Below are 12,211 nucleotides of genomic sequence, written 5' to 3' on the forward strand. Positions count from 1 at the left end.
TGAAAGACTCCAGTCAGTCCAGTCAGCGCAACGCGCCCATCCAGGAGGTTTACTTGACCCACGCGCACAAGTTCCACAAGTTCCTTGTCCCGCTGGCGTCTGTGTTTTGGGTCGCTCTGGGCGCGCTGTCGCCCTTTGAGGCGGCGTCCGCCCAGGTTCTGCGCTGCACCGACGCGCGCACGGGCAAAGTCACCTACACCGACTCCGCCTGCGACAGCGGTACGCAGAGTCGGGAAGTGCAGCCGCGCAAGAGCCCAGAAGAGCTGGCGCAGGAACGTGCACAAGGCGAAGAGGCAGCGCAGCGCATGCGCGAGCGCCTGGCCGCCGAGGCAGCCGCCACCCAGCAGCGTGAAGCGCAGCAGGCCCGTGAAGAGCGCGAGGCACGGCGCGCACAGCGAGGTACCAGCGCAGCCGACTATGCCAACAGCGCTGCTTGCGCCAACGCCCGCCGCGCGCTCGATGCCGTCGCCGCCAGCGTGGCGGGGAGTGCAGAGGATCAGTCGGCCCGGCTGGACACCGCGCAGCGCCAGATGGAACTCTCCTGCCTAGGCCCAGAGGGCTATGCGCGCGCCGAAGCTGCACGTGCCAATCGGCCGCAGGTCGTGGTGGTGCAACCGCCCGCCTGGCCCGTGCACCCCCGGCCGCCCCATCAGCCCAATCGTGCGGATCGCCCGTATATCAAGGGATGCACTTCATTTACCTGCACCGACAGCAACGGCAAGCGCTACCCGCGCACCGGGCCCGGTAGTTTTGACGGGCGTTGAGCCTGGAAACAACTGCTCAACCCAGATTTTCAGGCGACATATAGGCAACCCGCCACTCTTCAAACGGTTGGCTGTCGGCTGACTCAATGGTTTTTTGCTCTTCCCAGGACTGCGCCGCCATGTGCTCGAAACGGGCCTGTTCTTGGGCCGGCCAGGGCGTGGCCAGCAGCGCCTCTTGGGCCTTGCCAGAGCATTGCGCCGCAAAGCGCACATAGCTGTTGTGGTGTTCACTCGCCATGGCATCAAGCACGCGGGCAGAGGGAGTGGTGTGCGCTGCAGCGAGCGTGCCGCGCGCAGCGGACAGGGCTTTTGCAAACCCATCACCGCCATGCGCGGTGTCCAGCGCCTGGGCGTAGGGCACGCATTCCTCCAGCACTTGCGCTGCCCATTCGGTCAATGGCACGGAGCGCCCCCGACGCAGCAGGTGCAGACCGGGTTCACGCCCCCGGGCAGCCGTCAGGTGCTGGTTGTGCTTGATTTCCGTGATCTCGTCCGGCGTATCGTGTGGGCTATCGGAAAGGAGGCAATGCAGCAAAAACACGTCCAGCACCCGCATGGTCTCAGCCGTGATGCCCACCGGGACGAACGGGTCCAGATCCATGAGCCGCACTTCCACGTATTCGACGCCACGCTCACGCAGCGCGTGCAGCGGGCGCTCGCCAAGGCGAATCACCCGCTTGGGTCGGATGGTGCCGTAGAACTCGTTCTCGATCTGCAGCAGGCTGGTGCCTAGCTGGTTGTAATCGCCCCCCGGGTTGCGTATGCCCACCGCTTCGTAGGCGGGGTAGGGCTGGGTCAGTGCTTGGTGAAGCGATTGCGCGTAGCCATCAAGTCCGTTGTAGCTCACCGCCAGCGTAGCCTGCGCGTCGCTCTGGTAGCCCAGGCGCCCCATGCGCAGCGAAGTGGCATGCGGCAGGTACAACGCGTCCGGCCCGAGCGTTTGCAAGGCATGCGGCCGTCCCTGGGCAAAGCACGAACACAGTGCGGGCGAGGCGCCAAACAGGTACAGCAGCACAAAGGCGTGGCGCCGGAAATTGCGAATCAACGCGAAATACTGCTCGCTGGTGACGCCGGGCATCGACCAGTTGTAGTGGATGCCGCAAATGGTCTGCATGCGCCTACCGTAACGGTGGCCCAGACCCATGCGGTAAATACTCTTGGCGCGACCGACGTTCGAACTGCCAAAGCGCGCCAGCGGAATCGTCTCGTCGGTCGGCAATCGGCACGGCATGCTCGACGCCCACACGCGCTCGTCGCCCTGGGCCGCCAGCGTCCGGTGCACAAATTGGTGGATACGCGTGAGCTCGTCCAGACAATCGTCAATCGCCAGGTGCGCGCCAGTGACCAGCTCGATCTGCGATTCGCTGTAGTCGGTGGTGATGTGCGGGTGCGTCAGCGCCGATCCCAGCGCTGCGGGGTGCGGCGTCAGGGCCAGATCGCCCGCAGGCTGTACGCGCAATCCCTCTTTTTCAATGCCGCGGCGGATGCCCAGGAGGGGTTGCGCACGAAGGGTGTCCTGCAGGAAGCTCATGAATGGCGGGCCGATGGCGTGTTTTTGGGTTCGCGGAACTTAGCACGCGGCCCGCAGCCGTGCGCAGCGCAGGGAAATTCGGCTGCGCCCCTCTCGCGCCATCAGCGGCGCGCGGCCATGGCCTTCTGCACTTCGAGCGCACCCTGGGCGCCTCCGTTGGCCGGCACCTGCTCACCCTCGCGCGCAGTGACTTCGGCCAGACGGGCAGCGAGTTGCTCGGGCGCATCTGGCCCTGTGCCGATGTAAACGCCTTGCGTCATGGTGACGTGCGCCGCCTCGAAACTGCCTGCGCCCGCACACAAGGTGGTCCGGGTGGGTGCACTCTCATGCGCCAGCACCAGCATGGCCGGCACCACGGCCTCGGGCTTCAGCATCGCCAGCACTTCGGCCGGCATCAGCCCTTCGGTCATGCGCGTGGCAGCCGTGGGCGCCAGTGCGTTGACGTGGATGTGGTGCTTGGCGCCTTCGATGGCCAGCGTCTGCATCAGCCCGACCAGCGCCAGCTTGGCGGCGCCGTAGTTGCTCTGGCCGAAGTTGCCATACAGGCCGGTGGAGGACGTCGTCATCACAATGCGACCGTATTCCTGCGCCACCATGTGCGGCCAGACCGCCTTGCAGCAGTGCGCCGCGCCCATCAGGTGCACATCGACCACGGTGCGAAAGTCCGCCATGTCCATCTTGGCGAAGCTCTTGTCGCGCAGGATGCCAGCGTTGTTCACCAGCACATCGACCCGGCCCCAGGCGTCCACCACCTGCTGCACCATGGCCTGCACGGCGGCGAAGTCGGTCACCGAAGCACCATTGGCCAGCGCCTCGCCACCGGCAGCGCGAATTTCATCGACCACTTTCTGTGCAGCGCTGACCGAGCCGCCCTCGCCATGCACGCCGCCGCCCAAGTCATTGACCAGCACCCGAGCGCCGCGCGCTGCCAAAGCCAGTGCGTGCGCCCGGCCCAAGCCGCCACCCGCACCGGTCACGATGGCCACGCGGCCTTTGAAATCCAATTCCATTTTTCAACTCCAGTAAAAAACTTGACCGCGGGTACTGTAGCGGGACATAGCAAGTCGGCGGTTGCCGTGCGAGACTGTGCGCTTTACTCGCCACCAACCATGCAAGCTGCTGCCCCCACCAGCCAGGAAACCCCGCGCGACTCGGCCAGCATCATGCTGTTGCAGGATGCACCAGTGGGGATGCAGGTCTTGCTGCTGCGCCGCCATGCCAAGGCATCCAACATGGCGGGCGTGTACGTGTTTCCGGGCGGCAAACTTGACCCCGAGGACCAGTGGGACGATGGGGCGCCACAACTGGACCAGACCCGCCAGACACTCGCCAGCGCGCTGGCCGAGCCAGGCACGCCGCCCGAGCGGGCTGCGGCGCTGTACGTTGCGGCCCTGCGCGAAGCGGTAGAGGAATGCGGCCTGCTGCTCGCTGAACCCACCGCTGGTGGCCAGCCCCTGGATGCCGGGGCGGCCCGGGCGCGGCTGCGCGGCGGAGAAACCTTTACGTCCATGCTGCAGTCCCTGGCGCTGCGCCTGCAGACCAGGGCCCTGGTGCCGTGGTCGCGCTGGATCACGCCAGTGGCGCCGAGCATGGCGAGCCGGCGCTTCGACACCCGATTTTTCGTCGCCCGCGCACCCCAGGGCCAGGTGGCGCGCCACGACAACCAGGAAACGGTCGACACGCTGTGGGTGGCGCCGCGCACCGCGCTGGAGCAGTACCGCGATGGCGCCATCGACCTGGCACCACCGCAAATCATGACGCTGGCCCACCTGGCACGGCACGCCAGCGTGGCGCAGGTGCTCGAAGCAGCGCTGCGCCAGCGCCCGCCCACCATCCTGCCGCAGGCTTTTGACGACCACGGCAGCCGTGTCATCTGCTACCCCGGCGACGAGCGCCATGCGGTGCGCGAGCGTGCCATGCCTGGCCCAACGCGCTTGTTGTACCGCGAGCACCGCTTCTATCCAGAACGCGGGTTCGATGCCTTGTTTGAATAAACCTCACAGCGCGTACGGAACCGCGCGGCGGTAGCGCGGGTCATGGTGCCACGCCCAATAAGTGGCGGTGAGTTGTCGCGTCACCGGCCCCACACACCCGTCGCCCACGGCTTTGCCATTGATCCGCGTGACCGGGAGCAAACCGCCGCCCAAACTGGAGACGAATGCCTCACGGGCCTCTTGCAGTTCCTGAACCGGCAAGGCCCGCTGCTCCAGCGGCACCCCGAGAGCCTGCGCCATCTCAAGCACCGTGCGGCGCGTGATGCCTTCGAGCACCCCCTGATCGGGCGTGACCAGAACCCCTTGCACATTGAGGCAGAACACATTGAAGCCCGGGCCTTCGACCACATGGCCCGCACCGTCGGTCAGAACCACCGTGTCGCCACCCGCATCCAGTGCGCCAAGCAGGCCCATGGTCAGGTCGTTCCAGTGGTAATTCTTGGCGCGGGGATCGACGCTGCTCGCGGGAATACGCTGCACATCGCTCACCATGAGGTTCAGGCCGCGCGCGCGCTGGGCCTCGTCGGCAATCCAGACAAACGGCACGGCAAAGGCGTAGAACTGGTTAACCGCTTGGCGTGGGTCGCGCGAGCCCCAGGGCGGCTGGCCACGCGTGGCAATCATTTCGACGTAGCTGTTGCGCAGCCCCGAAAGGCGCACGCACTGTTCAAGCACCTCGGTGATCTGCTCTGGCGAGCGCCCAGGATCGAGGCGAAAGCTCGCGCAGCTGCGTGCGAAGCGTTCAAGGTGTGCGTCGAGCCGAAAGAAAGCGCCCTCCCAGACGGTCACTACATCGTAGGTGGCGTCGGAACGCAAAAAGCCCCAATCGGTCAGGGGGATGGCTGCATCGGCAATGGGCACGTACTGGCCGCGCACATACGCCACGCCTTGGGAATAATCAGGTGCTGTCGTCATGCGGCTATTCTGGCCGTTTCAGCAAGCTGCGGGTGACCCGCAGAGCTGTGTACTCTGAAACCCCCTCCATGCAGCCACGCGCTGCCCATAAGGAAGCACCATGAAAGCCGTCTGGAATGGCATCACCGTCGCCGAGAGCGACGACACCGTCGTCGTCGAAGGCAACCACTATTTCCCCGAGAACGCGCTCAAACGCGAATTTTTCACTTTCAGCAACCACAAGACCATGTGCCCGTGGAAAGGTCAGGCAACGTATTTCTCGCTGCTGGTGGACGGCGAGATGAACCCGGACGCTGCCTGGACCTACGCCGATCCCAAGCCCGAAGCCGAGCAGATTCGTGGCCGCGTAGCCTTTTGGAAGGGCGTCACCGTGGCGCCTTGAGGCCATGCAATGTCGGCACGCGTTGTCCCCGCAAAAACTGGACAATCATGTGGATAAGCCGGGGAAGCATCGGTATGGCAACCGCAAGTCATTGATCTACAATAGTTTTTATTGCATCGCTTAAATTTTTTGCAGCTTGCCACATGCGCTTGCAACGCAGTTATCCCGCCAGACACTGGACAATGCTGGGGATAACTTCTGCTAAGCCCTGTACGGCCGGCGCAAGTGACTGGTACACAAGGGTTTGCTACCCAGTGCCTGCTTTTTGACCAGCTCCGCATCCCCAGCGCCATCCAGGTATTCGTGCTCTAAACTATACTTTTCATAGCTGTAAGCGCTTATGGATACTGCGCTAGAGCCTTATTTCTTTATAAATTTTGACCCCCCTCCAGCACAGCCCGGCCGCCGAACGCAACAGCGCGGCCATTCTTGAGCAGCTGCGCGCGCTCCTAGGCAGCACCGGCGAGGCCCTGGAAATCGCCAGCGGTACCGGCCAGCATGCTGCCACCTTCGCAGCGGCTCTGCCCGGCTGGCATTGGCAGCCCAGCGATTGGCAGGCCGAGGCCTTCGATTCCATCGCCGCCTGGACGAGCCAATCCGGCGCCTACAACGTCCGCGCCCCCGTGCTGCTCGACGTGCGCGCCGCCAGTTGGCCGGCGGACGGGCCCCCCTTTGGGCACCCGTTCGATCTGATCTATTGCGCCAACATGCTGCACATCGCGCCGTGGGAATGCTGCGCAGGGCTGATGCAAGGCGCGGCCCGGCACCTGGCATCGCAGGGCCTGCTCGTGACCTATGGCCCTTATCTGGAAGACGGGGTGCCCACTGCCGCCAGCAACCTGGCCTTCGATCAGAGCCTGCGCGAGCGCCATCCTGCCTGGGGGCTGCGCGCTCTCGCGGCCGTGCAAGTGCAGGCGCAAAGCGCCGGCCTGCAGTTGCGGGAGCGCCGCGCCATGCCCGCCAACAATCTGCTGCTGGTGTTTGGCCGATCGCTTTGAAAGCCCTACCCTGTTCCCGCTCCCATGACCACACCGCCAACCATTCCCCCTTTCTTCACCGCCCTCATTCAGCCGGAAGGGCTCACTTGCGACGCCTGGCCCGAGCAGCCCCTGCTGCTTTCCATGGAGCAGGGCGGCATCGACTGGGAAAGCTCCTGCCGCAACGGCACCTGCCGCACCTGCATTGGCCGGCTCATCTCCGGCGAGGTGCGTTACGCCATCGAGTGGCCGGGCATTACCACCGAAGAAATGCAGGCCGGCTGCGTGCTGCCCTGCGTGGCCTACCCGACATCCGACGTGGAACTACAGCCGGGCGAGCCCTTCCCGTAAAATCACGGGTTTTCCCGGCCGCACAGTGCGGCCCGGTTGCGGCAGCGCCGCAGCGCATGTTCTTTGGATGGCTGGCGGGCGTGGCACCCGGCCCGCCAGGAGTGTGCAGCGCGCACCGCTACGCCTCATCTGCTGAAAGCATCCCATGAACGCACCCCTTCCCGCATCTGCCGCCGCTACAGCCTCCATTTCGCCGGTAGAAGACATCGTGGCGGAAATCCGCGCCGGGCGCATGGTCATCCTCGTCGACGAGGAGGACCGCGAAAACGAAGGTGACCTGGTGCTTGCTGCCGACCATGTCACGCCCGAAGCCATCAACTTCATGGCGCGCTTTGGCCGCGGCCTGATCTGCCTGACGCTGACGCGTGAGCGCTGTGAATTTCTGAAGCTCCCGCCGATGGCCGCACGCAATGGTGCGGTCTACAGCACCGCTTTCACCGTGTCCATCGAGGCCGCCGAAGGTGTCACCACCGGCATCTCGGCCGCCGACCGCGCACGCACGGTGCAAGCGGCTGTCGCGCGCCATGCAAAGGCCGAAGATCTGGTCCAACCCGGCCATATTTTCCCGCTGCAGGCGGTGGACGGCGGCGTACTGATGCGCGCGGGCCACACGGAGGCCGGCTGCGACCTGTCGGCCATGGCCGGCTGCAGCCCCGCCGCAGTGATCTGCGAGGTGATGAAGGACGACGGCACCATGGCGCGCCTGCCCGACCTGCAACTGTTCGCAGCCGAGCACGGCATCAAGATCGGCACCATTGCCGATCTCATCGAGCACCGCAGCCGCACCGAATCGCTGGTGCAAAAAGTCGGCACGCGCACCTTGCAGACAGCGGCCGGTGAATTCGTTGCACACGCCTTTCGCGACATTCCCAGCCAGTCGCTGCACATCGCCCTGGTGCGCGGCCAGTGGCAAGCGAGCGATTCGGTGCCCGTGCGCGTGCACGAGCCGCTCTCGGTGCTGGACGCGCTGGAAGTCAACCGGGCCATGCACACCTGGGGGCTGGACACCAGCCTGGCCTACATCGCCCGCCAGGGCTGCGGCGTGGCGGTGCTGCTCAACTGCGGCGAAAGTGCCGAGCAATTGCTGGCGCAGTTCGACGGCACAGCGCGCGCGGCGCATGCGCCCGAGCGCGGCCGCATGGACCTGCGCACCTACGGCATTGGCGCGCAAATCCTGCGCGAATGCGGCGTGGCGCGCATGCAGCTCATGGGCCAGCCGCGCCGCATGCCCAGCATGGCGGGCTACGGGCTCGAAATCACTGGTTACATCCCTAAGGAATAAGCAATGTTCGGCGCAGACAAAGGAACCGCAGACAGGCAGGACGGCAGCAAGCTGCACGTCGCCATGGTGCAGGCACGCTTCAACGAAGGCATCACCAACGCGCTGGCCGAGGCCTGCCGCGCCGAGTTGCTGGCGCTTGGGGTGCAGGAAAAGCACATTCGCCACATCACCGTGCCGGGCGCGCTGGAAGTGCCCACCGCCTTGCAGGCACTGGCCGAGCAGGACGAATACGACGCGCTGATTGCGCTCGGCTGCATTATTCGCGGCGAAACCTACCATTTCGAGCTGGTGGCCAACGAATCCGGCGCAGGCGTCTCGCGCATTGCGCTGGACTACCACCTGCCGGTGGCGAATGCCATCCTGACCACTGAAAACCTGGAACAAGCCATCGCACGCCAGCACGAAAAGGGGCGCGACGCCGCCCGCGTGGCCGTGGAAATGGCCAACCTGATGGAGACCCTCGAATGAGCGATGCCTTGCCCGAAAATGCCGTGTCCGCACGCAAAAGCGCTGCCGGCACCGGTGGGCGCCGCGCGTCAACCAAATCAACCCGCAGCCGTGCCCGTGAATTCGCACTGCAGGCGCTGTACCAGCACCTGGTCGGGCGCAACGACGCGGCGGCCATCGACAGCTTTACGCGCGATCTGGCCGGTTTTAACAAATGCGACTCGGTGCACTACGATGCGCTCTTGCATGGCTGTGTGGAAGGCGCCGAGCAACTCGACGCGCTCATCGTGCCGCTGCTCGACCGCAAACTGGCTGAGATTTCGCCCATCGAGCGCGCCGTGATGTGGATGGGGGCTTACGAGTTCCAGCACTGCCTCGATGTGCCCTGGCGCGTGGTGCTCAACGAATACATCGAGCTGTCCAAGGATTTCGGCGGCACCGACGGCTACAAGTACGTCAACGGCGTGCTCGGCGGCCTTGCACCCCAACTGCGTGCGGCCGAAGTGGCCAAGGACCAGGGGAGCGTGCGCACGTCCAGGGCCGCGCCATGAGGGTCTCTGCGCGCGCGCAGCGCATCGAGCCGTTCTACGTGATGGAAGTAGCCAAGGCGGCGCAAACGCTGGCGCATGCTGTGGCGGGCGGCCCCGAGCCGATGATCTTCCTCAACATCGGCGAGCCCGATTTCACCGCGCCGCCGCTGGTGCAAGAGGCCGCCACCCGCGCCATTGCCGATGGCGCCACCCAATACACCCAGGCGCTGGGCATGCCGGCGCTGCGCGAACGCATCAGCGGCTGGTACGCCGAGCGCTTCGGCGCCCACATACCGGCGCGGCGCATTGTCGTCACCGCCGGCGCGTCGGCGGCTTTGCAGTTGGCGTGCCTGGCGCTGATCGAATCGGGCGACGAAATCCTCATGCCCGACCCGAGCTACCCCTGCAACCGCCATTTCGTCAGTGCTGCCGAGGGAACGGCGGTGCTGATCCCCACCACGGCCAGCGAACGCTACCAGCTCAGCGCCGACAAGGTACGCGCCGCCTGGACCGCACAGACCCGCGGCGTGCTGCTGGCGTCCCCATCGAACCCCACCGGCACTTCAATTGCGCCCGATGAACTGCGCCGCATCCACGGCGTGGTACAGGAGCACGGCGGTATCACGCTGATCGACGAGATCTACCTGGGCCTGTCGTACGAAGCGCAGTTCGGCCACACCGCGCTGGCCATTGCCGACGACATCATCAGCATCAACAGCTTCAGCAAGTACTTCAACATGACAGGCTGGCGCCTGGGCTGGATGGTGGTGCCCGAGCAACTCGTGCCAGTCGTCGAGCGGCTGGCGCAAAACCTGTTCATCTGTGCCAGCACGGTCGCGCAGCATGCCGCGCTGGCCTGCTTCGAGCCCGCCAGCATCGCCGAATACGAGCGCCGCCGCACCGAATTCAAGGCCCGGCGCGATTACTTCATTCCTGAGCTGCAGCGCCTGGGCCTCGACGTACCCGTGCTGCCCGACGGCGCCTTCTACGCCTGGGCCGATGGCACGCAGGCCGCCACGCGGCTGGGGGTGCAAGGCAGCTGGGACCTGGCCTATGCGCTGATGGACCGCGCCCACCTGGCCGTCACGCCAGGGCGCGACTTCGGCACGCACGAGCCCGAGCGCTTTCTGCGCTTTTCCACCGCCAGCTCCATGGACCACCTGCAAGAAGCCGTGCGCCGGCTGCGGGCCTTGCTGGGCTGACAGGCATGGTGTTCGAGCTCCCTGTGCGGGTTTACTGGGAAGACACGGATGCCGGCGGCATCGTGTTCTACGCCAATTACCTCAAGTTCTTTGAGCGTGCCCGTACCGAGTGGCTGCGTGCCCTGGGCATCGGCCAGCACGGTTTGCGGGAACAAAGCGGCGGTATGTTTGTCGTAAGTGAAGCGCGCCTGAGCTACCACGCACCAGCGCGCCTCGACGATGCACTCATTGTTACTGCTGAACTCATGGACAAAGGCCGGGCATCCCTGACAATCCGACACCAAGCGCTATTGAATAATGAGCATTCTGGTGCACAGAGAAGTCTTCTCTGTGCAGGCCAGGTGCGCCTCGGTTGGGTGGACGCCACCAGCCTGCGCCCAGCGCGTATCCCTTCTGCCCTTCTGGAAATCCTTTCATGAATTCGCAAGACATGTCCATCGTCACCCTGGTGCTGCACGCAAGCTGGGTGGTGCAGTTCGTCATGCTGCTGCTGCTCAGCGTGTCGGTCGCCAGCTGGGCCGCCATTATTCGCAAACTCTTCGCCTTGAAGCGCGTCAAGGCACTGAACGAGAACTTCGAGCGCGAATTCTGGTCGGGCACCAGTCTGAACGACCTGTATGCCAGCGCCGCCAGCAGTACCCAGGATATCGGCCCCATGGAACGCATTTTCGCCAGCGGCATGCGTGAGTTCCAGAAGCTGCGCGAACGCCATATTCAAGACGCAGGCACCCTGCTCGATGGTGCGCGCCGTGCCATGCGCGCCAGTTTTCAGCGCGAGATGGATGTCATCGAATCCAGCCTGTCGTTCCTTGCCTCGGTGGGCTCGGTATCGCCCTACGTGGGCCTGTTCGGCACGGTGTGGGGCATCATGCACGCTTTCACCGGCTTTGCCGGTATGCAGCAGGTGACGTTGGCCACCGTGGCCCCTGGCATCGCCGAAGCGCTGGTGGCGACGGCCATTGGCCTGTTTGCCGCCATTCCTGCCGTGGTGGCCTACAACCGCTTCGCGCGCGATATCGACCGCGTGGCGAACTACCAGGAGACCTTCATCGAAGAGTTCTCCAACATCTTGCAGCGCAACCTGGGCGCGCACCCTGCGGTACCAGCCTCGGCCCATTAAAGGAGCTGCGCCATGCCTGCCATTGCCTCGCGCGGCCGCGGCCGCCGCACCATCAACGAGATCAACATGGTGCCGTTCATCGACGTGATGCTGGTGCTGCTCATCATCTTCATGGTGACGGCACCCATGCTGACGCCGGGCATGATCGACGTACCCAGCGTGGGCAAGAGCAAGAACATGCCGCCGGTGATCGCGCAAATCATCGTGAACAAGGATGGTTCGCTGCAGCTCAAGACCCCGGCGGCGACGCGCAGCATGAACACGCGCGAAATCGGTGACGCCGCACTCGCCTGGCAAAAAGACCAGAGCAAGGACACGGCAGTCGTCATCGTCGCCGACAAGGGCGTGCAATACGATTCCGTGGTCAAGGCCATGGCCGCACTGCAGAAGGCCGGCGTGCAGCGCGTGGGCCTGTCCGTAAAACAAGGCGGTTGACCACGCCCTACCCGTTTTAGACAACCGCATGCACGCCCACGACGACCGCGATCAATTTACGCCCCCCCAGCCCCCAGGCCGGGCGCGCGCGGTGACGCTTGCCGTACTGGCGCACTTGCTTTTGCTTGCCGCGCTAACCTGGGGCGTTGCCTGGAAGAACGGGAGCGACCAGCCGGCAGTGGTCGCCGAACTCTGGTCCGCCCTACCACAGCAGGCGGCGCCACGCGCAGAGCAACCGCCTACGCCTCCTACCCCTCCCACACCGCCGACACCCCCCAAGC

Annotated in this window: 15 protein-coding genes and 1 pseudogene; 13 read left to right on the forward strand and 3 right to left on the reverse strand. The window is 65.0% G+C overall.

Annotated elements, in window-relative coordinates:
* Positions 1-53: 53 nt before the first annotated feature.
* Positions 54-764, forward strand: a complete 711-nt coding sequence (locus AC07ZH_RS12225) for a DUF4124 domain-containing protein (protein ID WP_495199967.1) — start codon at positions 54-56, stop codon at positions 762-764.
* 16 nt (positions 765-780) lie between these two features.
* Here AC07ZH_RS12225 and gshA read toward each other — a convergent pair whose 3' ends face one another.
* Together gshA and AC07ZH_RS12235 are read right to left on the reverse strand one after the other, a co-directional pair.
* A complete protein-coding gene (gshA, locus tag AC07ZH_RS12230; protein ID WP_495199968.1) occupies positions 781-2,295 on the reverse strand; it encodes a glutamate--cysteine ligase in 1,515 nt (504 codons plus the stop codon).
* Between the two features lie 101 nt (positions 2,296-2,396).
* Positions 2,397-3,305 (reverse strand): SDR family NAD(P)-dependent oxidoreductase, encoded by a 909-nt coding sequence (locus AC07ZH_RS12235; RefSeq protein WP_495199969.1) that lies wholly within the window; start codon positions 3,303-3,305, stop codon positions 2,397-2,399.
* 99 nt (positions 3,306-3,404) lie between these two features.
* On the opposite strand from AC07ZH_RS12235, the gene AC07ZH_RS12240 reads away from it, so the two are divergent.
* Entirely contained in the window at positions 3,405-4,289 is an 885-nt protein-coding gene (locus tag AC07ZH_RS12240; RefSeq protein WP_495199970.1) for an NUDIX hydrolase, read from the forward strand.
* Positions 4,290-4,292: 3 nt separating this feature from the next.
* Here the strand turns inward: AC07ZH_RS12240 and AC07ZH_RS12245 are convergent, their stop codons facing one another.
* Positions 4,293-5,204 (reverse strand): aminotransferase class IV, encoded by a 912-nt coding sequence (locus AC07ZH_RS12245; protein ID WP_495199971.1) that lies wholly within the window; start codon positions 5,202-5,204, stop codon positions 4,293-4,295.
* Between the two features lie 100 nt (positions 5,205-5,304).
* Here AC07ZH_RS12245 and AC07ZH_RS12250 point away from each other — a divergent pair, with 100 nt between their 5' ends.
* The 11 genes and pseudogenes from AC07ZH_RS12250 to AC07ZH_RS12300 all read left to right on the forward strand — a co-directional run.
* Positions 5,305-5,586, forward strand: coding sequence for a DUF427 domain-containing protein (locus AC07ZH_RS12250; protein ID WP_119108747.1), 282 nt, complete (start codon positions 5,305-5,307; stop codon positions 5,584-5,586).
* Positions 5,587-5,963: 377 nt separating this feature from the next.
* Complete coding sequence (locus tag AC07ZH_RS12255) at positions 5,964-6,584, forward strand: DUF938 domain-containing protein (protein ID WP_495199972.1); 621 nt, start codon at positions 5,964-5,966, stop codon at positions 6,582-6,584.
* Positions 6,585-6,608: 24 nt separating this feature from the next.
* A complete protein-coding gene (locus tag AC07ZH_RS12260; protein WP_119108749.1) occupies positions 6,609-6,914 on the forward strand; it encodes a 2Fe-2S iron-sulfur cluster-binding protein in 306 nt (101 codons plus the stop codon).
* Between the two features lie 145 nt (positions 6,915-7,059).
* On the forward strand, positions 7,060-8,196 hold the full coding sequence (gene ribBA, locus AC07ZH_RS12265; RefSeq protein ID WP_495199973.1) for a bifunctional 3,4-dihydroxy-2-butanone-4-phosphate synthase/GTP cyclohydrolase II: 1,137 nt from the start codon (positions 7,060-7,062) through the stop codon (positions 8,194-8,196).
* Between the two features lie 3 nt (positions 8,197-8,199).
* A complete protein-coding gene (gene ribH / locus AC07ZH_RS12270; protein WP_495199974.1) occupies positions 8,200-8,664 on the forward strand; it encodes a 6,7-dimethyl-8-ribityllumazine synthase in 465 nt (154 codons plus the stop codon).
* Complete coding sequence (gene nusB, locus AC07ZH_RS12275; RefSeq protein ID WP_495199975.1) at positions 8,661-9,194, forward strand: transcription antitermination factor NusB; 534 nt, start codon at positions 8,661-8,663, stop codon at positions 9,192-9,194. The genes ribH and nusB overlap by 4 nt, the downstream gene beginning before the upstream one ends.
* Complete coding sequence (locus AC07ZH_RS12280; protein WP_119108753.1) at positions 9,191-10,375, forward strand: pyridoxal phosphate-dependent aminotransferase; 1,185 nt, start codon at positions 9,191-9,193, stop codon at positions 10,373-10,375. Before nusB ends, AC07ZH_RS12280 begins: the two co-directional genes overlap by 4 nt.
* Positions 10,376-10,380: 5 nt before the next feature.
* Positions 10,381-10,794 carry a YbgC/FadM family acyl-CoA thioesterase gene (locus AC07ZH_RS12285; RefSeq protein WP_495199976.1) on the forward strand — a complete coding sequence of 138 codons (414 nt, stop codon included), beginning with the start codon at positions 10,381-10,383 and terminating at the stop codon, positions 10,792-10,794.
* A complete protein-coding gene (tolQ, locus tag AC07ZH_RS12290; RefSeq protein ID WP_495199977.1) occupies positions 10,791-11,495 on the forward strand; it encodes a protein TolQ in 705 nt (234 codons plus the stop codon). The genes AC07ZH_RS12285 and tolQ overlap by 4 nt, the downstream gene beginning before the upstream one ends.
* Before the next feature lie 12 nt (positions 11,496-11,507).
* Positions 11,508-11,930, forward strand: coding sequence for an ExbD/TolR family protein (locus AC07ZH_RS12295; protein WP_495199978.1), 423 nt, complete (start codon positions 11,508-11,510; stop codon positions 11,928-11,930).
* 28 nt (positions 11,931-11,958) lie between these two features.
* Positions 11,959-12,211, forward strand: a pseudogene (locus tag AC07ZH_RS12300) (cell envelope integrity protein TolA); the annotation flags it as partial.

The organism is Simplicispira sp. GW247-4R2A, assembly GCF_059424465.1.

What these genes read in the sequence shown, in the direction of transcription:
- ribH (WP_495199974.1), top strand. Translation starts at nt 8,200, where the DNA reads ATGTTCGGCGCAGACAAAGGAACCGCAGACAGGCAGGACGGCAGCAAG.
- AC07ZH_RS12295 (WP_495199978.1), top strand. Translation starts at nt 11,508, where the DNA reads ATGCCTGCCATTGCCTCGCGCGGCCGCGGCCGCCGCACCATCAACGAG.
- AC07ZH_RS12280 (WP_119108753.1), top strand. Translation starts at nt 9,191, where the DNA reads ATGAGGGTCTCTGCGCGCGCGCAGCGCATCGAGCCGTTCTACGTGATG.
- AC07ZH_RS12235 (WP_495199969.1), bottom strand. Translation starts at nt 3,305, where the DNA reads ATGGAATTGGATTTCAAAGGCCGCGTGGCCATCGTGACCGGTGCGGGT.
- AC07ZH_RS12245 (WP_495199971.1), bottom strand. Translation starts at nt 5,204, where the DNA reads ATGACGACAGCACCTGATTATTCCCAAGGCGTGGCGTATGTGCGCGGC.
- AC07ZH_RS12260 (WP_119108749.1), top strand. Translation starts at nt 6,609, where the DNA reads ATGACCACACCGCCAACCATTCCCCCTTTCTTCACCGCCCTCATTCAG.
- AC07ZH_RS12250 (WP_119108747.1), top strand. Translation starts at nt 5,305, where the DNA reads ATGAAAGCCGTCTGGAATGGCATCACCGTCGCCGAGAGCGACGACACC.
- gshA (WP_495199968.1), bottom strand. Translation starts at nt 2,295, where the DNA reads ATGAGCTTCCTGCAGGACACCCTTCGTGCGCAACCCCTCCTGGGCATC.
- nusB (WP_495199975.1), top strand. Translation starts at nt 8,661, where the DNA reads ATGAGCGATGCCTTGCCCGAAAATGCCGTGTCCGCACGCAAAAGCGCT.
- AC07ZH_RS12240 (WP_495199970.1), top strand. Translation starts at nt 3,405, where the DNA reads ATGCAAGCTGCTGCCCCCACCAGCCAGGAAACCCCGCGCGACTCGGCC.
- ribBA (WP_495199973.1), top strand. Translation starts at nt 7,060, where the DNA reads ATGAACGCACCCCTTCCCGCATCTGCCGCCGCTACAGCCTCCATTTCG.
- tolQ (WP_495199977.1), top strand. Translation starts at nt 10,791, where the DNA reads ATGAATTCGCAAGACATGTCCATCGTCACCCTGGTGCTGCACGCAAGC.
- AC07ZH_RS12285 (WP_495199976.1), top strand. Translation starts at nt 10,381, where the DNA reads ATGGTGTTCGAGCTCCCTGTGCGGGTTTACTGGGAAGACACGGATGCC.